Source organism: Rhodococcus tukisamuensis NBRC 100609 (genome assembly GCF_001894985.1).
GTDB classification, from domain to species: domain Bacteria; phylum Actinomycetota; class Actinomycetes; order Mycobacteriales; family Mycobacteriaceae; genus Rhodococcus_G; species Rhodococcus_G tukisamuensis.
Genome location: NZ_BCXG01000020.1, coordinates 1 through 20,513 on the forward strand (window position 1 = coordinate 1; position 20,513 = coordinate 20,513).

Annotated in this window: 15 protein-coding genes; 8 read left to right on the forward strand and 7 right to left on the reverse strand. The window is 68.4% G+C overall.

The window, feature by feature from the left end; translation table 11 throughout:
• Nucleotides 1-160 precede the first annotated feature (160 nt).
• From RT2_RS18280 to RT2_RS26135, 3 genes are all read left to right on the forward strand, one after another.
• On the forward strand, nucleotides 161-1,870 hold the full coding sequence (locus RT2_RS18280; RefSeq protein WP_072846231.1) for an Ig-like domain-containing protein: 1,710 nt from the start codon (nucleotides 161-163) through the stop codon (nucleotides 1,868-1,870).
• 232 nt (nucleotides 1,871-2,102) lie between these two features.
• Nucleotides 2,103-4,085, forward strand: a complete 1,983-nt coding sequence (locus RT2_RS26545; protein ID WP_245709491.1) for an Ig-like domain repeat protein — start codon at nucleotides 2,103-2,105, stop codon at nucleotides 4,083-4,085.
• A 130-nt stretch (nucleotides 4,086-4,215) separates the two neighbouring features.
• Nucleotides 4,216-4,959, forward strand: a complete 744-nt coding sequence (locus tag RT2_RS26135; RefSeq protein ID WP_072846233.1) for a GDSL-type esterase/lipase family protein — start codon at nucleotides 4,216-4,218, stop codon at nucleotides 4,957-4,959.
• A gap of 439 nt (nucleotides 4,960-5,398) precedes the next feature.
• Here the strand turns inward: RT2_RS26135 and RT2_RS18300 are convergent, their stop codons facing one another.
• From RT2_RS18300 to RT2_RS25540, 4 genes are all read right to left on the reverse strand, one after another.
• Entirely contained in the window at nucleotides 5,399-6,592 is a 1,194-nt protein-coding gene (locus tag RT2_RS18300; protein WP_072846234.1) for a TRAFAC clade GTPase domain-containing protein, read from the reverse strand.
• Nucleotides 6,593-6,701: 109 nt separating this feature from the next.
• Nucleotides 6,702-6,827 carry a hypothetical protein gene (locus RT2_RS26550; RefSeq protein WP_255312553.1) on the reverse strand — a complete coding sequence of 42 codons (126 nt, stop codon included), beginning with the start codon at nucleotides 6,825-6,827 and terminating at the stop codon, nucleotides 6,702-6,704.
• A gap of 162 nt (nucleotides 6,828-6,989) precedes the next feature.
• Nucleotides 6,990-8,501: an HNH endonuclease signature motif containing protein gene (locus RT2_RS18310; RefSeq protein WP_083577471.1), complete on the reverse strand. Its 1,512-nt coding sequence runs from the start codon at nucleotides 8,499-8,501 to the stop codon at nucleotides 6,990-6,992.
• Between the two features lie 51 nt (nucleotides 8,502-8,552).
• Entirely contained in the window at nucleotides 8,553-9,395 is an 843-nt protein-coding gene (locus RT2_RS25540) for a DUF4097 family beta strand repeat-containing protein (protein WP_342742032.1), read from the reverse strand.
• On the opposite strand from RT2_RS25540, the gene glgX reads away from it, so the two are divergent.
• The 3 genes from glgX to RT2_RS18325 all read left to right on the forward strand — a co-directional run bounded on the left by glgX (nucleotide 9,387) and on the right by RT2_RS18325 (nucleotide 14,778).
• A complete protein-coding gene (gene glgX / locus RT2_RS18315; protein ID WP_072846235.1) occupies nucleotides 9,387-11,507 on the forward strand; it encodes a glycogen debranching protein GlgX in 2,121 nt (706 codons plus the stop codon). The genes RT2_RS25540 and glgX overlap by 9 nt on opposite strands.
• Complete coding sequence (gene treY, locus RT2_RS18320) at nucleotides 11,504-13,852, forward strand: malto-oligosyltrehalose synthase (RefSeq protein ID WP_072846236.1); 2,349 nt, start codon at nucleotides 11,504-11,506, stop codon at nucleotides 13,850-13,852. The genes glgX and treY overlap by 4 nt, the downstream gene beginning before the upstream one ends.
• A 110-nt stretch (nucleotides 13,853-13,962) precedes the next feature.
• Nucleotides 13,963-14,778: a mycofactocin-coupled SDR family oxidoreductase gene (locus tag RT2_RS18325; protein WP_072846237.1), complete on the forward strand. Its 816-nt coding sequence runs from the start codon at nucleotides 13,963-13,965 to the stop codon at nucleotides 14,776-14,778.
• 90 nt (nucleotides 14,779-14,868) lie between these two features.
• Here the strand turns inward: RT2_RS18325 and RT2_RS18330 are convergent, their stop codons facing one another.
• Nucleotides 14,869-15,474: a DUF4203 domain-containing protein gene (locus RT2_RS18330; RefSeq protein WP_072846238.1), complete on the reverse strand. Its 606-nt coding sequence runs from the start codon at nucleotides 15,472-15,474 to the stop codon at nucleotides 14,869-14,871.
• A 237-nt stretch (nucleotides 15,475-15,711) separates the two neighbouring features.
• Here RT2_RS18330 and RT2_RS18335 point away from each other — a divergent pair, with 237 nt between their 5' ends.
• The gene (locus tag RT2_RS18335) at nucleotides 15,712-17,598 is read left to right on the forward strand and encodes an alkyl/aryl-sulfatase (protein ID WP_072846299.1); all 1,887 of its coding nucleotides are present in this window, start codon (nucleotides 15,712-15,714) and stop codon (nucleotides 17,596-17,598) included.
• A 68-nt stretch (nucleotides 17,599-17,666) separates the two neighbouring features.
• On the opposite strand, the gene RT2_RS18340 is transcribed toward RT2_RS18335, so the two are convergent.
• Together RT2_RS18340 and RT2_RS18345 are read right to left on the reverse strand one after the other, a co-directional pair.
• Nucleotides 17,667-18,095 (reverse strand): MaoC/PaaZ C-terminal domain-containing protein, encoded by a 429-nt coding sequence (locus RT2_RS18340; RefSeq protein WP_072846239.1) that lies wholly within the window; start codon nucleotides 18,093-18,095, stop codon nucleotides 17,667-17,669.
• The gene (locus RT2_RS18345) at nucleotides 18,092-18,541 is read right to left on the reverse strand and encodes an FAS1-like dehydratase domain-containing protein (RefSeq protein ID WP_072846300.1); all 450 of its coding nucleotides are present in this window, start codon (nucleotides 18,539-18,541) and stop codon (nucleotides 18,092-18,094) included. The genes RT2_RS18340 and RT2_RS18345 overlap by 4 nt, the downstream gene beginning before the upstream one ends.
• Nucleotides 18,542-18,717: 176 nt before the next feature.
• Between RT2_RS18345 and treZ the strand changes: the two genes are divergently transcribed.
• On the forward strand, nucleotides 18,718-20,511 hold the full coding sequence (gene treZ / locus RT2_RS18350; protein ID WP_083577478.1) for a malto-oligosyltrehalose trehalohydrolase: 1,794 nt from the start codon (nucleotides 18,718-18,720) through the stop codon (nucleotides 20,509-20,511).
• Nucleotides 20,512-20,513: the final 2 nt, after the last annotated feature.

Sequence of the window (20,513 nt, forward strand, 5' to 3'; positions counted from 1 at the left end):
GCTGTCACCGACGCCACCGACCCGGGCACCCCCGGTGGCGGTTCGCTCGCCAGCCTGTTCAACAGCTGACCCCGCTCTGCCCACCCCGGTCCGGGGCGTGAGCTGCTCACGCCCCGGACCGGGTGACTCCCTGGCTTTTCCCTCATTCGTAGGAGAATTCATGCAGAACAAGAGAATTCGGCGGTTGGCGACTCCAATCACCGCCGGGGCAGTAGTCGGCATCACGATGCTCGGCGGCGTCCCCGCCCAGGCCGCCCCGATCACCACCACCTTCAAGGCGGCCTGCCTGGTGACCCCGTCGGCGGTCGCCGGACCGACCACCGAGGCACAGGATTCCTCGGTCTCGATCGACGCCCCGGCAACGGTCAACGCCGGCGAGGAGTACGACGTCACCATCGCGCCGCCGCCGATCAGCTACCCCAACTCGGTCTCCGGTGCCAGCGTGCAGAACGTCTCCCGGATCAAGATCGACGTCGCCGTCCCACAGAACGCGGAGTTCCTCGGCGCCACCATCGTGCCCGGCACCGGATCCGGCCTCAGCGGCGTGACGCCGAACGTGCTGCGGGTCAACGAGAACGGCAATGTCGACCCGAACGGGACGATCATCCGTCTCTCGGGCAACAACTCAGTGATCGGTAACGGCCCCGGTGCCAGCAAGAACTCCGAGGGCGGCATCGTCGCGAAAGCGGTCTCCGGCGAAAAGACCACCTTCCAGCTGCCCCAGGTCAAGGCACGGCTCAAGGCCGGCCCGTCCGGCAACGTCGACATCAAGCTGCGCACCGCCGGTGAAGCGGGAGCCTGGGGCAACGACAAGAACTTCCTGACGTTCCTGCCGAAGGCCACCCTCGTCATCACCGCGTGGGCGCCGACCCAGTGCACCCCGCGTAACACCGGCGGCGCCGCCGACCCGCTCAACTCGGGCGCCGGACCGCTGGCCACGACCACCATCACCGAGGCCGACAAGCAGACCACCACCACAGTGGTGGCCCCCGGCTCGGTGAAGAACGGCTCCGAGGTCACGCTGACCGCGAACGTCAACCCGGCCGCGAACGGCGGCACCGTCCAGTTCTCCGACGGCGCAACACCGCTCGGCGGCCCGGTCACCGTCGCGAACGGCACCGCCTCGATGACGCACACCTTCACCACCGACGGCGACCACGCCATCACCGCGGCCTTCTCCGGCACCACCGGGTTCGTCGCCTCCACCTCGGCGGTCAAGACCATCAACGTCAGCACCGACGACACCGTCACCACCGTCGCGATGACCAGCCCCGACACCGCGTTCGTCGACCAGGACGTGAACCTGCACGCCCAGGTCACCCCCGCCGTGCAGGGCGGCACCGTCGAGTTCACCGTCGACGGCGGCGACAAGGTCACCGGCACCGTCGGCACCGACGGCGTCGCGGTCGCGCCGTACAAGTTCACCACCACCGGCACCCACCGCGTCCTCGCCCGCTACTCCGGCACCACCGGTGTCGCGGGGTCGGTCGCGCCGCTGTTCCCGGTCAGCGTCACCCACGCGCCGCCGGCGGCGGTGCAGACCAGCACCACGCTCGCCCCGGTCGGCACCGTGGAGAAGGGTCAGCCGGTCACGCTGACGGCGACGGTCGACCCCGCGGCCGCCAACGGCAAGGTGCAGTTCAAGCTCGGTGACACCGCGCTCGGTGCCCCGGTCACGGTGGTCAACGGCGTCGCGACGCTGCCCACCACGTTCGCGGCGTCCGGAACCTACAGTGTCACCGCGGAATTCATCGCCTCGGCAGGGTTCGTCGACTCGGCGTCCGCGCCGCAGACGCTGACCGTGCCGGGTGCCACCGATCCGGGTACTCCGGGTGGCGCGGGCAGCCTGGAGAGCCTCTTCCAGTCCTGATCGACACCGGCCCGGGACAGCTGAAGTAGTCACGGGCCCGAGCAACAGTCTCAGTAGCAACGGGGGCGCCGTCGGCCCAGGCCGACGGCGCCCTCTGCACAACTGCGGCAGCTGGCCATCACCCGGGCGCCGGCTTCCCGTCCGCAGCACCTCCGACACTGACCGTGAAGGCGGCCCCGTGCCCCCATAACTCTCGCGCAAACGATGGAAGCTGGTTTGAAGGATGAATGGTTTGACACGCCGACAGATGTTCAAGGCCATGGCGGTCACGGCGGGCGCAGTGACACTGGGCACCGGCACTCGCGTCGCAGGGGCAGCCCCCGGCACTGAGATCCGTGTGCTCTCGATCAACACATGGCTCAACGGAACGAGCGTATCGGGCGGCTTGAGCATGGTCGCGGACATCGTCACCGCCACGCGCGCAAACGTGGTGATCCTCACGGAGTCGAACAGCAGTGCAACAAACTCGGTGGCGACCAGACTGACCAACGCCGGCACAAAGTTCTATGCGGCGACCGCGTCCGACTGCGGAATCCTCTCGCAGTTCCCGATCTCCGAGTCCTCCAGCCTGGGCTGGATGACCAAGACCGTCATCACCGTCGATGGCACTCAAATTGCCACATACGCAGCGCATTTGAACTACAAGTACTACGCCACCTACCTCCCCCGAGGATACGGGCCGGGCAGTGATTCAGGCGAGTTCTCCCAGTACGGCTGGAACAAGATGCCGGCGCCCGTCACCGACGTCACAACGGTCCAGCGCGTCAACATCAATTCCGGTCGACCCCAAGCCATCACGAACTTCATCAACGACGCGGCGTTGGAGCAGGCCAAGGGACGTTCGATCATCCTGGGTGGAGACTTCAACGAACCGTCACACCTCGACTGGACCGACGCAGCCAAGACCCTGTTCGACCACAACGGTGTCGTCATTCCGTGGGAATCGACGCGACGCCTCGAACAAGCCGGTTTCGTCGACGCCTACCGCAGCAAGTACCCGAACCCGGTGACCCATCCCGGCTTCACCTGGCCCTCGGACAACCCGGCCAAGTCACCGTCGCAGCTCACCTGGGCACCGGCCGCCGACGAGCGCGACCGCATCGACTACATCTTCACCGACAGCGCCTCGAAGCTGCAGTTGACCGAGGCCGGCATCGTCGGGCCGCGGTCGACCATCGTGCGAAACCAGCGAGTGACCGAGACCAGCCAGGACAACTTCATCGCCTCGCCGACCTCGTGGCCGACCGATCACAAGGCGGTTCTCGCGGTCTACCAGATCAACACCGCGACCCCCGACGCCGAGACCACCACCACCGTCGCGGCTCCCGACTCGGTCAAGAACGGCGCCGAGGTCATCCTGACGGCGAACATCGACCCGGCCGCGCAGGGGGGCACCGTCCAGTTCCTCGACGGCACAACGCCTCTCGGCGAACCGGTCGAGGTCACGGACGGCACGGCCTCGATCACCCACACCTTCGGCACCGACGGCGCGCACGCGATCACCGCGGTGTTCTCCGGCTCGCCGGGCTTCCTCGCCTCCACCTCCGAGGTCAAGGCCGTCAACGTGAGCACCGACGCCATCGTCACCACCGTGGCAATGACGAGCCCGGACAAGGCGTTCGTCGACCAGGAGGTGAACCTGCACGCACAGGTGAGCCCCGCGGTACAGGGCGGCACCGTCGAGTTCACCGTCGACGACGGTGACAAGGTCACCGGCACGGTCGGCACCGACGGTGTCGCGACCGCAGCGTACAAGTTCACGACCGCCGGCACCCACAGCGTGATCGCCCGCTACTCCGGCACCACCGGCACCGAGGCCGCGGTCGCACCCGCATTCCAGGTCAACGTCACCGTCGCACCCCCGACCGACGTCCAGACCACCACCACGCTCGACCCCGTCGGCACCGTCGAGAAGGGCGCCCCGGTCACCCTGCGCGCCAAGGTCGACCCGGCCAACGCCAACGGCACCGTCCAGTTCAAGCTCGGCGACACCCCGCTCGGCGGCCCCGTGACGGTGAGCAGCGGCGTCGCGACGCTGGCGACCACGTTTGCCGCCTCCGGCACCTTCAGCGTCACCGCGGAATTCATCGCCTCGGCAGGCTTCATCGGCTCGGCGTCCGCACCGCAGACGCTGACCGTTCCGGCCGACCCCGATCCGGGCAACCCGGGTACGCCCGGCGGGATGGGCAGCCTGGAGAACCTCTTCGGCTCCTGACCCGCACCACGTTCGGGTTGCGTCAACCGCTTCGGGCGGGACGAACCGACGTCAGCAGGGTGCGCCTTCGACCTCAGGCCGAAAGCGCACCCTGCAGCGCAGATCCAGAGTCTGCTGGCATGATCGCGCCGTGACCGAACGCAAGATCCGAATCTGCTTCTTCGGCGACTCGTTCGTCGCCGGTGTCGGCGATCCTCGACACCTGGGCTGGGTCGGTCGGGTAGCGGTCGAGTCCGAGAAGCGCGGACTCGCGCTCACCGAGTACAACCTCGGCATCCGGATGGACACCTCCACCGACGTCCGCACCCGATGGTTCGGCGAGGCGACGTCTCGCTTTCCCTCCGACCTCGAGAACCGGATCGTGCTCTCCATCGGCGTCAACGACACCACCGCGAACGGCGGTGGCACCCGAGTCGACCCGGACACGTCGGTCCAAAACCTGACCCACATCCTCGACACGGCGGCCGCCGCCCGGTGGCCGGTCCTGGTGGTTGGGCCACCGCCGATCGATGACCGGGAACAGAACCTGCGCACCGCCGCGCTAGGCGAGCGATTCGCGGCGGCCTGCCACACGCGTGGAGTGACATTTGTCGACGCCTTCGGTGCCCTCGCCGACGACCCCGTGTGGCAGGGCCCCGGCAAAGTCATGAGTGATACCCGCTGGACTGCGACTTCAGGGCGAGATGGCGCCCGACAAGACACGTCGATTGGGGCGGGCACGACCGTCTCGGTGATGATTCAAGTTCCGACACAACCGTCACAACCAGGAACGAGTCGTGCCCGCAGTCCCGTCCTCGCCCGTGCATGCCCGAGTGTCCGACACCGGGATCCTCGACGCACTCGCCGAGGAAGTTACGAGGCGCCATCGGGGTAGCTCCCCGGCGGCGCCTCACCATGCCCTCTTGACAGCCTTTCCTACATATCAGCTGAGGCGGCTCATTCGAAGTGCAGGTCGGCGACGGACGGCGTCGTATCGGCATCCCACACGTGTTCGTAGGATTGTTCGACTAGTGGCCACAGGTGCTGTTCCCCGTCGTGCACCGAGTTCACGATGTCGGCACCGTCGCCGAAGACCACGAACTCGTGGGGGATGACTCGTCCCGCTGCGTCTCGTCGCCCCTCCGGGTCCGGGAATCGCACAGCGACCACGTGTCCGTTTCGGCACCAGGCCGCGGGTTCGTCCGCGAGTTCGGCGAATGCACGCTCGTACTCGGGAAGCGGATCGCGTAATCCTGCATCGAGCAGGAATCGAAAGCCCCAGTTCCGGCCCCGAGTCGCCCAGATCAGGCGTGATCGGGACACCTCGTCCGCAGTCACTTCTGCTTCCTGAGCACGTTCTCGGTCACCGCTTGGTCGAGGTCGATCTTGAACTGCGTGAGCATGGCCCGCAGGTACTGGTGTTTCGCGCGCGCCTCCGCGTTCATCTCCTTGAGTTTCGGGCCGACAACCGTGATCGCAGAAACGAGCACCGGGAGAGCCTTGACCATAAACTCGGTCTTGACGTTGGACTTGGCGATCTTCCGCAGGAACTTCTCGATTACTGCGAAGCTCTCACCCGTAAAGGCGGCCGCGATCACGTCCGCCCCGTCAGCGAGCGAGTCAACCACCTTCCGTGGAAGCTCCATCTTCTTCTCCCACAGGACACGACGCTCCATCGGCAGAAGTGACGCGATGGGGAGTATCAGATCGAGGCCGATGCGCTGTTTCAGGTCGATCTCGACCGGCTCGGCGCTGTCTGCTTTGAGTTCGAACTTGGCAGACGAGAGGAGCATGAAATCCTCGCCGATGGACAGTGCATCCGGCGTGACGATCATTTTCGCGATTTCCGCGTGAAGCAGCTCGATATCGCCCGCAGCCTTCAGGATTACGAGGTCGCGGAACGTGTTCACGTCCCAGTCTGGGAACAGATCGGCCTTGGACAGCGACAGGATCCAGATTCGAGGGAACTCGATCAGCGGCCCATCTTCGCCGAGGAGAGGGCCATTGAGTTGAGCCAAGCCGTGGCGAATGTTGTGAAAGAGGGACTTGAGGTACTTCTCTTCCTCGCCGCGATGGTCGAGAAGCTTCTGTCCATCGACGAGGAGGAGGGCAACATCCGAACTGAGAAGGGTCTTGAAGGTGTCGATCCGGCGCAGAGCCTCTTCCTCGCTGCTGGGATCGTCAGTGAACCACTCTCCCGGGTAGTCGTGCCATGCCAGACGCAACTCGTCGAAGGGACGCTTCTCTTCCTCATCGCTTTCGCCGGCCTTGAGCTTGACCGAGAAGTCGTATGTGGTGTTGGCAAAGCGGGTTTGTATCGGCGCCCGTGCATTGTCTCGCATCTCGAGATAGTCCTGGTACAGGCGAACTCCCTGCCCGAGCTTGTTGGCAACGAGATCCCAGAGGTCGTTCTTAAAGGAGCCCTCCTGGGTGGGGCCGTAGAACGATGACACCAGCACGGTCTTGCCCGACCCTGCCTCACCAAAGACTGCGATGTTCTGTTGCCGAATTCGCGGATGCTTCGCCATGGCCGGAAACCTATCCCAGCCGTCCGACGCTATCGGTAGGGACGGGTGTACTTCGGCCTGACGCCCAGGCCCAGGGCCCAGGGCCCAGACAAAGTCGCATAGCCGCACGTCAAGCCGCATGAAGCAGGTCTACCGGCCGGTGCGGGTTGCGGCTGTGATGCCGTAGCGCGGCAGCGATGTTGTCGTGGCCGGCCAAGCGCAGGACGCTGACGATGGTGTTGCGGATCGTGGCCATCACCTGCGGGTTGCAAGACCCGGATAATCCATCGCACCACCGCCCTGCCTGGCACACATGGCAGACCGGTTGCGGCCGAGTGTGTCTCGGCCGCAACCGGTCTGGTTGTGGTGGGTGCAGGTCTTCGTGTGCTGAGGAGGTGTCGAGGTCTGTGCCTGCCGGTCAGACTCCAGGGATTGTGCGCCGGTTGTGGGCCGGCCTCGGTCTTCGCAACGGGTCCACCCAGGCCGGTGGGGTGAACCAAGGAAATCCGTCTGATTCGATCTGCACGGCCCAGTGGTTCTTGTGGATGATGGTGTGGTGCTTCTTGCAGAGCAGCACCAGGTTTGCGAGCGCGGTGCGGCCGCCGTCGGACCAGTGGACGATATGGTGGGCGTCGGTCCAGGCAGCGGGGCGCCCGCAGCCGGGGAAGGCGCAGCCGCAGTCCCTGGCGACCAGCGCTTTCCGTAGTCGCGGGGAGATGATGCGGGTGGTGACGCCGACGTCGAGGGGGTTTCCGCCCCGGTCGACGAAGACCGGGGTGACCTGCGCGTCGCAGGAGATGCGTGCGGCGATGGCCGCGGAGATCGGTCCGGCCCAGGGCATGGCGGCGTGCCTGCCGCGGCGGTATCGACGGGGCGGTCTGGATCCGGAGTGGCTGGTGCAGCCGGTGTGCTGCTCGCAGTCCTCGCCCGCGGTGCGGTTCTCGCAGGTCCCGCAGGCGATGCCGTTGCCGTCAGGAAGCCGGGTGACGGGTCCGGTTGCGTTGTCGGAGTGGTAGTCCCAGCCGGTTCCGACCCATGCTCCGGTCGTCGGGGTGGGCGCCGTCGCGGACACCGCATCTCTCAAGGCGTCGAGGTCGATGGTGACGGTGACGTGGGGTCGTTCGCCGCCTTCCATCGGTCCGCGTGCCGCGTCGAGGTGTCCGCGGATGATCTGTTCGAGGGCGTCGGCGCGGCGTTTCGCGGCGGAGCGGGGGTCGCGGATGGGGTGGCCGTGCTCGTCGGTGGTCGGGTGCGGCTTCGACAGGCCCGACAACGCGGTCTGGAGGGCCTCGCCGGCTTCGGCGTCGAAGGTGCCCTTCACGAGTACCCGTCCACCGAGCGTTGTGCTGGCGAAGAACTCGTTGAGTTCGGGGTTCTCGCCGTCGGGCGGCACAGTCCCGTCAAGTTGCAGCAGCAGTTCCAACGCGCGGGCGCGTCGGCGCAGGGTGGTGACGTTCTCGAGGTGCGCGGCGATGAGGAGGTAGGCCTGGCAGTCGTCGGGTCTGCCGCTTTCGGGGTCGGGGTGGTCCCAGTCGGTCTCCACGGACTCGACGTCGGGTTGGTCGGCGGTGAGGTTGGTGAGTCGGGCGAGGAAGTTGACGATCACCTGGACGTGTCCGAGTTCGATCCGTCCGGCGTCGAGTGCGGTGGCCATCCTCGGGTGCAGGGGCAGTTCGCGGCCGAGTCGGACGATCCTGCCTGCCATCGCGGCGGTCATGTGGGTGGCGTCGGCGAGCCATGAGGCGGTGTCGGCGGCGCCGACGTGGGTGGGTAGGCACCTCTCGTCGGCTTCGTGGACCAGTCGGACGCGGAGGGCTTCGAGTTTCAGGATCGCTTCCGACACGTCAGGCACTGCCGCCAGAAGCTCGGTTTCGTCGAGTCGCCATGCCTCGACCCGGGTGGGGTCGGTGAGCATGGCGTCGAGTTTCATACATCGAATTCTACTCGCACGCACATTCGATTTCTAGTGTATTTACGCTGGTCAAAAGGTGCGCGAATCGGAAATATTCCTGTTCGCGACGGTCAGTTCGCATGCGCCTCCTGCGCACGCCGAATCACGATGTTGCCGTAGCTTGTGTGCGCACTGAGCCGGAGCGTCTCGCCGTCGGACTCGGGACCGCCGACGGCCTCGAGGTCGTTGCGCACCCGGCCGAATGCTGCGCGCGTCGAGCAATGCCGTAGTGCCGGAACGGATGCCGATCTCGATCTCGCCGCGTGCAGTCTTGAGTGAAGTCGCGCCCCGGACGACCTCGCCGATTCGGACGTCGCCGTAGGAAGTCGCGGCTGTCACGTCGGCGAGCGCACTCTCGACCGTGACATCTCCCTTCGCCGTGCTAGCCCGCAGGTCGCCACCGGCGGTGCCGACCCGGATGTCGCCGTGGGAGTTCTTGACGACGGCACTGCCCGAGAGTTCGCCGAGGCGAACCCGACCCGAACCGGAACTGAGCGTCGCGTCGCCGCCGACCCTGTCCACCACGATCGCGCCCATCCCACAGCTCACGTCGAGGGTGTCGACGCCCTCGAGTGAGACGTCGCCTCGCCCCGTCTTCACACGGCACCGACCGAGCTCACCTACCGTGTCGAACTCAGCCGCGAAGCCGACCGCCTCGACGTTCGATCCGACGGGCAGATCGATCGGCCAGGCCTGTGTCCACCACGTGCTGTCGGCCGAGCGTCCGACGGAGTCGACAGCTTCCTTGCCCCAGTCGGGCTCCTTCGTCTGTCCGGTCGCTGCTCCGGAGCGCCGATTCGACTGCGTGACCGCCCGGTGGTGACGATGTGCGCGCCGGTGAACGGCGGCCGTTAGGGTCGAGAGATGGCACAACCCGAGAGTGAACGCGCCCCGGGCGCCGGGATGGCGGTGTGGCCGGGGGCCGCATATCCGCTCGGCGCCACCTACGACGGCGCCGGCACCAACTTCTCGCTGTTCTCCGAGGTCGCCGACGCGGTGGAGCTGTGCCTGATCGCCAAGGACGGGACCGAGACCCGGGTGCCGCTCGAGGAGGTGGACGGCTTCGTCTGGCACGCATACCTCCCCTCGGTCACCCCCGGCCAGCGGTACGGGTACCGCGTGCACGGACCGTTCGAGCCGGTGGACGGACACCGGTGCGACCCCTCCAAGCTGCTCCTCGACCCCTACGGCAAGGCCTTCGACGGCCACTTCGCCGGCGACGCATCGCTGCACACGTTCGGTGCGGACACCCTCGGCCACACCATGACCACGGTGGTGATCAACCCGTTCTTCGACTGGGCGTCGGACCATCGGCCGAGGCGGCCGTACCACGAGACGGTGATCTACGAGGCGCACGTGAAGGGCATGACCGCCACCCACCCCGGGGTCCCGGCGGAACTGCGCGGCACCTACGCGGGGCTCGCACATCCGGTGATCGTCGACCACCTGCGCAGTCTCGGGGTGACCGCGATCGAGCTGATGCCGGTGCACCAGTTCCTCCAGGACCAGGTACTGCTCGACCAGGGACTGCGGAACTACTGGGGCTACAACAGTTTCGGGTTCCTCGCGCCGCACGCTGAGTACGCGTCCGCGGCCAAGCCCGGCGCGACCGTCTCCGAGTTCAAGGCCATGGTCCGTACCTTCCACCAGGCGGGCATCGAGGTGATCCTCGACGTGGTCTACAACCACACCGCCGAGGGCAACCACCTCGGCCCGACAATCAACTTCCGGGGTATCGACAACGCCGCGTACTACCGGCTCGTCGACGACGACAAGTCGCTGTACATGGACTACACCGGGACCGGCAACAGCCTCAACGCCCGGCACCCGCACACCCTGCAGCTGATCATGGACTCGTTGCGCTACTGGGTGATCGAGATGCACGTCGACGGCTTCCGCTTCGACCTCGCGTCCACCCTGGCCCGTGAACTGCACGACGTCGACCGACTGTCCGCGTTCTTCGACCTGGTCCAGCAGGACCCGGTGGTCAGCCAGGTCAAGCTGATCGCCGAGCCCTGGGACATCGGCGAGGGCGGCTACCAGGTCGGCAACTTCCCGGGCCTGTGGACGGAGTGGAACGGCAAGTACCGCGACACCGTCCGCGACTACTGGCGCGGCCAGCCGGCGACGTTGGGCGAGTTCGCGTCCCGGCTGACCGGGTCCTCGGACCTGTACGAGGCCACCGGCCGACGCCCCGGCGCGTCCATCAACTTCGTCACCGCGCACGACGGCTTCACCCTCGCGGACCTGGTGTCCTACAACGAGAAACACAACGAGGCCAACGGCGAGGGCAATCAGGACGGCGAGAGCCACAACCGGTCCTGGAACTGCGGAGCGGAAGGCCCCACCGACGACCCGGAGATCCTGGAGCTGCGTGCCCGCCAGCGCCGCAACCTGCTGGCCACCCTGATGCTGAGCCAGGGAACCCCGATGCTCACCCACGGCGACGAGATGGGCCGGACCCAGCGCGGCAACAACAACGTGTACTGCCAGGACTCGCCGCTGTCGTGGATGGACTGGTCACTGGCGGAGACGAATTCGGACCTGGTCGAGTTCACCCGCCGGGCGGTCGCGCTGCGCACCGCGCACCCGGTGTTCCGGCGCCGCCGGTTCTTCGAGGGCCTGCCGATCCGGACCGGCGGACAGGCACGTGACATCGCGTGGCTGACGCCGGCGGGCGTCGAGATGACCCCCGCGGACTGGAACAGCGGATTCGGCAAGTCGCTGGCGGTGTTCCTCAACGGCGAGGGCATCCCGGAGCCGAACCAGCGCGGCGAGCGGGTCGTCGACGACTCGTTCCTGCTGTGCTTCAACGCCCACGACGAGGAGATCGAGTTCACCACCCCCGACGACGGCGCCGACGCCCACTGGGTGGTGGCCCTGGACACCGCCAGCCCGACCGGGGCGTCCGAGACGGTGCTCGGCGCTGGCTCATCGTTGAAGCTGCCGTCCCGGTCGCTGGCCGTCCTGCGCCGGCAGGCATGAGCGTGCGGCCGGTCACCTCGACCTACCGGCTCCAACTGCGACCGGACAGCTTCACCCTCGACGACGCGCGCAAGTTGGTGGGCTACTTCGACGATCTCGGCGTCTCACATCTCTACCTGTCCCCCGTCCTCACCGCCGTCGCGGGCTCCACACACGGGTACGACGTCGTCGACCCCACCTCGGTGTCCGCCGCGCTCGGCGGGCGCGGCGCGCTCGAGGCACTCTCCGCCGCCGTCCGGGCCCGCGGCATGGGCCTGGTCGTCGACATCGTCCCCAATCACATGGGCGTCGGCCACCCGCGGCAGAACGCCTGGTGGTGGGACGTGCTGCGGCACGGGCGGGCGTCCCGGTACGCGCACTACTTCGACATCGACTGGGACGCAGGCGAGGGCCGGCTGGTGCTGCCGGTGCTCGGCGGCGAGGACGAACTCGACGGCGCCACGGTCGAATGGTCCGGCCCGGAGCCGCTGCTGGCCGTCAGCGGGCAGCGCTTCCCGGTCGCCGACGGCACCGACGCGGGCACCGGCAGGCAGGTGCACGACCGCCAGCACTACCGCCTGGTCGACTGGCGGTCCGGCCGCTGCGGATACCGCCGGTTCTTCACCGTCAGCGAACTGGCCGCGGTGCGCCAGGAGGACCCGGAGGTCTTCGAGGCCACCCACGCCGAAATCCGGTCGTGGGTGGCGGACGACCTGATCGACGGCTTGCGGGTCGACCACCCGGACGGCCTCACCGATCCGGTCGGCTATCTCGCGCGGTTGCGCGCCCTGCTCGGGCCCGACCGGTACCTGGTGGTGGAGAAGATCCTCGGCCCGGCCGAAACCCTGGACCCGACGCTCCCGGTCGACGGGACCACCGGCTACGACGCGCTGCGCGAGCTCGGCGGCGTGTTCGTCGACCCCCGCGGCGAGTCGGGACTGACCGCATTGACCCTCGCCCGCACCGGGCAGGCCGGCGACGCCTCCTGGCTGCACGCACAGGAGCGGGCACTGAAGCGGGAGGTGCTCGGCACCGCGCTGCGCGCCGAGGTCGGCCGGCTCCTGCGGGTCCTCGGCGCCGGGCCGACGGACACGACGGTGACCGAATCACTCGTCGAACTTGTTGCGGCGGTTCCGGTCTACCGAGCCGACTACCCGGGCTCGTCCGGAATGCTGGGGCGGGTGGTCGCCGAGGTCGCCCGGGCGCGCCCCGAACTCGCCCCCGCCCTCGACCGGATCTGCGGCGACCTGCTGCGCTCCACCGAAGCCGCCGGCAGGTTCGCCCAACTGTGCGGCGCGGCAACGGCGAAGGCCGTCGAGGACCGTCTGTTCTACCGCGCCGCCCGCCTGGTGTCACTGCAGGAGGTCGGCGGCGACCCGGCCCGCTTCGCGGTCTCGACGGCCGAGTTCCACCTGGCGCAGGCCGAGCGGGCCCGGCGGTGGCCCGCGGCCATGACCACCCTGTCCACCCACGACACCAAGCGCGGCGAGGACGTGCGCGCCCGGATCGGGGTGCTCTCGCAGGTTCCGCAGCTGTGGGCGCGGTGCGTCGCGGACTGGGAGGGCCGCGTACCCAGCCCCGAGGGCGCCGGGCTCTTCCTGTGGCAGAACCTCTTCGGCGTGTGGCCGGAGGACGGTGCGGTCACGACGGGCCTGCGGACCCGGATCCACGGCTACGCCGAGAAGGCGCTGCGGGAGGCCGCCGTGAACACCGCGTGGGACCGCGTCGACGAGCACTACGAGCGACGGGTGCACGCCTGGCTCGAGCGGGTCTTCGACGGCCCCGTCGCGAACTCGATGAGCGTGCTGGTCCGCGAACTGGCCGTCCACGGCCGCGCCGACGCCCTGGGGCAGAAACTGTTGCAGCTGTGCGGTCCCGGTGTCCCCGACGTGTACCAGGGCTCCGAGTTCCACGACGACTCCCTGGTCGATCCCGACAACCGGCGGCCGGTGGACTACGTGGCTCGGGTTCGGGCGGCCGGCGGGCTCGCGGCCACGCCGCCCGGCGGCGTGAGCTGGTCCGACGTCGGAGCCGACCAGACCAAGCTGTGGGTGACCCGGACCGCCCTGCGCCTGCGCCGCGAACGCCCGGACAGCTTCGTCGGCGGCGACTACCACCCGGCACGTGCGGCGGGGCCGCTCGCCGGACACCTCGTCGGGTTCACCCGCGGGGCACCGGGTCTGGCGCCCGACGTGCTCGTGCTGGCCACCCGGCACGGCGCCACCCGGCAGAGTTCCGGCTGGCGTGGGACCACCGTCGCGCTGCCGCCGGGAACCTGGGTGGACCGGCTCACCGAGGTCCCCTACAGCGGGAGCCTGTCGGCGGCCGACCTGGACCTCCCGGTGGCCCTGCTGGTTCGCGACTGACCACCGATCCGGACAACTGTCCACCCAGCGAGAACGCCCGTCGCCCGCACCCCGCCGTTCGGTAACTTGGGTCACACCTAACGGACACGAGCTGCACGGAGGCACAAACTATGGCATCGAACGACAGGTTCGAGGGCAAGGTCGCATTCATCACCGGCGCGGCGCGCGGTCAGGGCCGGGCCGAGGCGGTCAAGTTCGCCTCGGAGGGCGCGGACATCATCGCCCTCGACGTGTGTAAGAAGCTCGACTCCACCGCCTACGAGGGCGCCACCGAGGAAGACCTGGCCGAGACGGTCCGCCTGGTCGAGGAGCAGGGCCGCAAGATCGTCGCCACCAAGGCCGACGTGCGCGACTTCGACGCCGTCTCCGCCGCACTCGACGCCGGCGTCGAGGCCTTCGGCCGGCTCGACTACGTGGTCGCGAACGCGGGCATCTGCTCGGCCAACCTGTCCTGGGAGATCACCCCGGAGCAGTGGCGCGAGACCATCGACGTCAACCTGACCGGCGTCTTCTTCACCTGCAAGGCCGCCATCCCGAAGCTGATCGAGCAGGGCGAGGGCGGGTCCATCGTCATCACCAGCTCGGTCTCCGCACTCACCGGCGCGTCGTTCTTCGGTCACTACGTGGCCAGCAAGGCCGGTGTCGCCGGCCTGACCCGGACCATGGCCAACGAGCTGGGCATGCACAAGATCCGCGTCAACAGCGTGCACCCCTACGGCGTCAACACCGGCATGATCATGACCGACGTGGTCCCGCTGATGGGCCAGTTCGCCGACACCCTCGCGCCCACGTTCATGGCGTCGCTGCCCTACGGCTTCAGCGAGCCCGAGGACGTCGCGAACGTGGTCGCCTTCCTGTCCTCCGACGAGGCGCACCACATCACCGGCATCAACATGCCGATCGACCTGGGCAACGCCGCGCGCTGACCCCAGTCGTCACGACGGCGGGCGCACACCGGCTTCCGGTGTGCGCCCGCAGTCGTTTTGGATTCGACGGTTCAGTCGACGTCGGGATGCTCAGCGCTGACTGTTCACGTGCCCGGCTCGCCAATCGCGATTCGTGGTCTCGATCCCGAGTTTCTCCGCGAAGAGACGGCGTTGGACTGCCCATCCCGCGACGCTGAGCGCGATCCATGCCGTGGTTGCCAGGACCTGCTGCCAAGCCGTGGTAGGGCTGCGAAAGAAGTCGAGGAAGCCGACGGTCCGGCCCACGCCGTTGAGAATCATGCTCGCGCCTCCGATCGAGGTGAGCCACAGGAGCGCTCGGGCGCGATACTTGTCGGCGAGGAAGGCGGCCGTGACCGTGACGGCGAGTACGACGATCGCGCTCAGCGCCCAGTCGTTGTCACCGGGCTGGACAACGTCGGCAACGCGGGCCCCGGCCATCGCGCCCGCCAGGCCACCGATGAAGTAGGCGGAGAACTTGAAGACCAGGGACGTGACAACCCACGCGGTGACGGCTCCGACGAGTGCGAAGAGAAACAACGCGGACACGGACGCGTCGAACAGGTCCGCAACCAGCCAACCGAGCCCGAATCCCGTGGCCAGCACGGCCAGATGCAACGAACGGATGCCGTAGAAACAGAGCAGGGCACCGACCAGGAGGATCACGATCCCATTCATGTGCGCTCCTCGGTCGACCAATCCGCGGGCAACATGCCCTCACGCAACTTGCAGATCGAGCGTCCCGCTCGCCTCACCTGGGCCGGGTGAAGCTACCTCCCTGTGCCAACACTTCGATGACGGCAAGGTACGTCATCAGTTCTGCCACAACGACTGTGACCGCTCGGTGAGGGTGACGAATCACCCGCCTCAGGTGAGGTGGGTGAGCGCCGGGCGCCGCAGCATGGCGGCATGGTCATGACGTCGAAGCCTGCATCCGAGTCCATCGTCCGACAGCAGAAGGAACTGCTCGAGAGTCTGCCCTTCGCCGACACCCAGGATTTCGACGATGCCACCCGCGGTCTTGTCGGCCGCCGGTCACCGAACGCGGTGACGGCCGAGGACGGAACGGTCCTCTGGGACAACGACACCTACGCCTTCCTCGAGGGCGAGGCCCCCGACAGCGTGAACCCGAGCCTGTGGCGGCAGTCCAAGCTCAACGCGATCGACGGACTGTTCGAGGTGGTCCCGGGCATCTACCAGGTGCGCGGCATGGACCTGTCGAACACCTCCTTCATCGAGGGCGACGAGGGAGTGGTCGTCGTCGACACCCTGCTCTGCGAGGAGACCGGCCGCGCGGCTCTCGAGCTGTATCGCGAGCATCGCGGCGACCGGCCCGTGAAGGCGATCGTGTACACCCATTCGCACGTCGACCACTTCGGCGGCGTGCGGGGCTTCGTGTCGCAGGAGGAGGTGGACGCCGGCCAGGTGAAGATCTTCGCCCCGGAGGGATTCACCGAGCACGCTGTCTCCGAGAACGTGTTCGCGGGGACAGCGATGGGCCGCCGGGCGGGCTACATGTACGGCGCCGCGCTCGCCCGCGGTCCGCAGGGGCAGGTCGGCGCCGGTCTGGGGCAGACGACGTCGACCGGCACCGTCACCCTCATCCCCCCGACCGACATCATCACCACGACGGGTCAGGAGGTGACGGTCGACGGCGTCCGGATGGTCTTCCAGATGGCGCCGGACACCGAGGCCCCGTCGGAGATGCTCCTCTACTTCCCGGACTTCAAGGCGCTGTGCGCGGCCGAGGACGCCACGCACAACTTCCACAACCTGCTGACCCTGCGTGGCGCAGTCGTCCGGGACCCGCACGGCTGGGCGGGCTACCTCACCGAGACCATCGACCTGTTCGGCAGTGACGTCGAGGTCGTGTTCGCCTCGCACCACTGGCCGACCTGGGACAACAAGCGGGTGGTCGACTTCCTCTCCACCCAGCGCGACCTGTACGCCTACGTGCACGACCAGACACTGCGGATGATCAACAAGGGACTCACCGGCCCCGAGATCGCCGAACAGATCCAGCTGCCGGCTTCGCTCGAGAACGCGTGGAGCGCACGTGGCTACTACGGTTCGGTCAGCCACAACGTCAAGGCGATCTACCAGCGCTACCTCGGCTGGTTCGACGGCAACCCGGCGAGCCTGTGGGAGCACACCCCCGTCGAGCAGTCCAAGCGGTACGTCGAGTTCATGGGCGGCGCCGACGCGGTGGTCACGAAGGCGCGGGAGTCGTTCGCCGCCGGGGACTACCGCTGGGTGGCCCAGGTGCTCAATCACGTGATCTTCACACAGCCGGACCACCCGCAGGCCCGGGAGCTGTTGGCCGACACCTACGAGCAGCTCGGCTACGGCGCGGAGAACGGCACCTGGCGCAGCTGGTACCTGTCCGCGGTGACCGAGCTCCGGGAGGGGCAGTTCGGCACGCCGACCGAGGCCGCCGCACCCGACGTCATCGCTCAGCTGACCCCGGACATGCTCTTCGACGCCATCGCCATCCAGGTCGACGGGCCCAAGGCGTGGGACGAGAAGCTGTCGATCGACGTCGTCCTCACCGACTCCGACGAGCGGTACCGCCTGCGGCTGGCCAACGGCGTGCTCACCTACAGCGGTCGGCCTCAGCAGGGCAAGGCGGACGCGACCCTCACCACGACGCGAAAGGCACTACCCGCTATCGCGTTGGGCGAACTGTCGGCGGAAAGACTCGCCCAGGCCGGCATCGAACTTGATGGTGACGCAACCGTTCTCGCTCGACTCGGCGCCGTTCTCGACCCGGGTGACAAGAACTTCGCAATCGTCACGCCGTAGCAGATCACGGGCAAGACCGAGCCGGGATGCGGCGTCCGCCAGGACGTCGCACCCCCCGGCTCAAATGCCTATCCGTCGAGCGCGACGAGCACCTGGGTCTTGCCCAGCACGGTCTGTCCCGCACAGGTCACGGAGAGGTCGATCCGGGCGGTGCCGGCCTCGGGGTCGACGCGTCCGACCTTGGCGCTGATCTCGATGTTCGCGCCGGTCTTCGGGTCCACGACGACGGGGCGGGTGAACCGGGTCTCGTAGCTGACGATCCGCGCCGAGTCGCCGAGCCAGTCGACCACGCACTGCAGCCCCAGCCCGGTGGTGAGCATGCCGTGCGCGAGCACGCCGGGCAGTCCGGCCTCCGCGGCGATGTCGTCGCGGTAGTGGATCGGGTTGAAGTCGCCCGACGCGCCCGCGTACCGCACCAGGGTGTCCCGGGTCAGTGTGTGGGCGGCCTTCGCGACGACGTCGCCGGGGGTGAGCGTGCCGAGAGTCGGGGCGGTCATGCGTCGTCTCCTCGGGTGAGAATGGTGGAGGTGATGGTCGCGACGTGGCCGCCCGCGCTGTCGCGGATGTCGCTGTCGATACCGAGGATCGCGTTGCCGGCCCGCTCGGTGACCGAGGTGATGGTCAGCACGGCGGTGAGCTCGTCCCCCGCCACGATCGGCCGGCTGAAGACCGCCTTCTCGGTGGCGTGCACCACGCGGGTGGGATCCAGCCCGGTGTTGGGCGCCGCGACCAGCTGGGCCAGGGCCCGCTCCTGGATCACCACGGTGAACGTCGGCGGCGCGACGAGGTCGGCGTGGCCGGCGGCGCGGGCCGCGTCGACGTCGACGTTGGTCGGGCTGGTGGCGGAGACCGCGCGGGCGAACTCGCGGATCTTCTCCCGGCCGACGAGGTACGGGGCGGTCGCCGGGAAGACGCGACCCTGCAGGTTTGGATTCAGTGGCACCCGCGACACCCTACCGACCGTCCAGTCGCCGACCGGCCGTTCCGGCGGATTGCCCGGGCGACGGACCGGCGTCGACACCCTGTCGCGACGCGATCGTCACGGTGCCGAGGCGACGCACGCGAGCTCCCAGCCCGGCACCCGCACCACGCGTCAGGCATGCTGGGGACATGGCTTCCGTGCACAACTTCGAGGTCTGGGCGCCCCTCCCGCGACGGGTCCGGCTGTACCTGGACGGCACGCTGCATCCCATGTCTCGCGAGGCCGACGGCTGGTGGCGAACCGCCCTCCCGGCCGACCAGGACAGCCGGTACGGCTTCGTCCTCGACGACTCCGAGACCGTCCTGCCCGACCCACGTTCGCCGCGCCAACCCGACGGCGTGCACGCGCCGTCGCAGCTGCACACCCTCGACCCCGAGGCCTGGGGCGACAGGGACTGGACCGGCCGCCAGCTCGCCGGCAACGTCGTCTACGAACTCCACGTCGGCACCTTCACCCCGGAGGGCACCTTCGACGCGGCGGCACGACGCCTGGACCACCTCGTCGAACTCGGCGTCGGCTTCGTGGAACTGATGCCCGTCAACGCCTTCAACGGCGAGCACAACTGGGGGTACGACGGCGTCCTCTGGTACGCGGTGCACGAGGCCTACGGCGGCCCGGACGGCCTGCAGCGCCTGGTGAACGCCTGCCACCGCCGCGGCCTCGGCGTCCTCCTCGACGTCGTCTACAACCACCTCGGACCGTCCGGAAACTACCTCGACCGATTCGGTCCGTACCAGTCGGACACCGCGACCCCGTGGGGCCGTTCGGTGAACATCGCCGGGCCGTCGTCGGACGAGGTCCGCCGGTACATCGTCGACAACGCCCTGCGCTGGATGCACGAGTTCCACCTCGACGGCCTCCGGCTCGACGCCGTGCATGCGCTCGAGGACCGCACCGCCACGCACCTGCTCGAGCAGCTCGCCGTCGAGACCCACACCCTGTCAACCCATCTGCGACGACCACTGACCCTGATCGCGGAGAGCGACCTCAACGACCCCACCCTCGTCACGTCCCGCTCCGCGGGCGGCTACGGCCTCGACGCCCAGTGGAACGACGACATCCACCATGCCGTGCACGCCGCCGTCTCCGGTGAACGGCATGGCTACTACGGCGACTTCGGTTCGCTGCAGGGCCTGGCGAACACGTTGCGGCAGGGCTTCTTCCACGCCGGCACCTACTCCAGCTTCCGCGGTCGCCTGCACGGCCGCCCCCTCGACGTGCGCCGCACCCCGGCCAGCGCGCTGCTCGCGTACACCTGCACCCACGACCAGATCGGCAACCGCGCCACCGGCGACCGCCCCGGGCACTACCTCTCCCCCGGCCAGCTGGCCGTCAAGGCCGCGCTGATCCTCGGGTCGCCGTACACGCCGATGCTGTTCATGGGCGAGGAGTGGGGCGCGAGCAGCCCGTTCCAGTTCTTCACCTCGCACCCCGAGCCGGACCTGGCCCGGGCGACCGCGCTCGGCCGCGCCGACGAGTTCGCCGACCACGGCTGGGACAGCGCCGACATCCCCGACCCGCAGGACCCGCAGACGTTCCTGAGGTCCAAGCTGGACTGGAACGAACTGGGCCGCCCGCCGCACGCGGCGCTGCTCGACTGCTACCGCAAGCTCATCGACCTACGCGCCCGTCGCCCCGAGCTCACCGACCCGTGGCTCGAGCACCTGGCCGTCGACTACGACGAGGAGCGGCGCTGGATCGTGCTGCACCGCGGCGGTCTCCGGGTGGCGTGCAACCTCGGCCCGGGGCCGGTGACCGTCCCGGTCGGCGGCCGCCCACTGGTGTGGTGGGAGCCGCCCAGCCAGGACGAGACCGGCGCGGCGACCGTACTCCCGGGGCACTCCTTCGCGATCCTCGACGCGGGCCACGCCCATGAAGCTGACGCGGCCCGCGTCAATGAAACTGACGCGGGCCGCGTGGATGAAAACTGACG

What these genes read in the sequence shown, in the direction of transcription:
- treY (WP_072846236.1), top strand. Translation starts at nt 11,504, where the DNA reads ATGAGCGTGCGGCCGGTCACCTCGACCTACCGGCTCCAACTGCGACCG.
- RT2_RS18310 (WP_083577471.1), bottom strand. Translation starts at nt 8,501, where the DNA reads ATGAAACTCGACGCCATGCTCACCGACCCCACCCGGGTCGAGGCATGG.
- RT2_RS26550 (WP_255312553.1), bottom strand. Translation starts at nt 6,827, where the DNA reads ATGGCCACGATCCGCAACACCATCGTCAGCGTCCTGCGCTTGGCCGGC.
- RT2_RS18325 (WP_072846237.1), top strand. Translation starts at nt 13,963, where the DNA reads ATGGCATCGAACGACAGGTTCGAGGGCAAGGTCGCATTCATCACCGGC.
- RT2_RS18300 (WP_072846234.1), bottom strand. Translation starts at nt 6,592, where the DNA reads ATGGCGAAGCATCCGCGAATTCGGCAACAGAACATCGCAGTCTTTGGT.
- glgX (WP_072846235.1), top strand. Translation starts at nt 9,387, where the DNA reads ATGGCACAACCCGAGAGTGAACGCGCCCCGGGCGCCGGGATGGCGGTG.
- RT2_RS18280 (WP_072846231.1), top strand. Translation starts at nt 161, where the DNA reads ATGCAGAACAAGAGAATTCGGCGGTTGGCGACTCCAATCACCGCCGGG.
- RT2_RS18340 (WP_072846239.1), bottom strand. Translation starts at nt 18,095, where the DNA reads ATGACCGCCCCGACTCTCGGCACGCTCACCCCCGGCGACGTCGTCGCG.
- RT2_RS18330 (WP_072846238.1), bottom strand. Translation starts at nt 15,474, where the DNA reads ATGAATGGGATCGTGATCCTCCTGGTCGGTGCCCTGCTCTGTTTCTAC.
- RT2_RS18335 (WP_072846299.1), top strand. Translation starts at nt 15,712, where the DNA reads ATGACGTCGAAGCCTGCATCCGAGTCCATCGTCCGACAGCAGAAGGAA.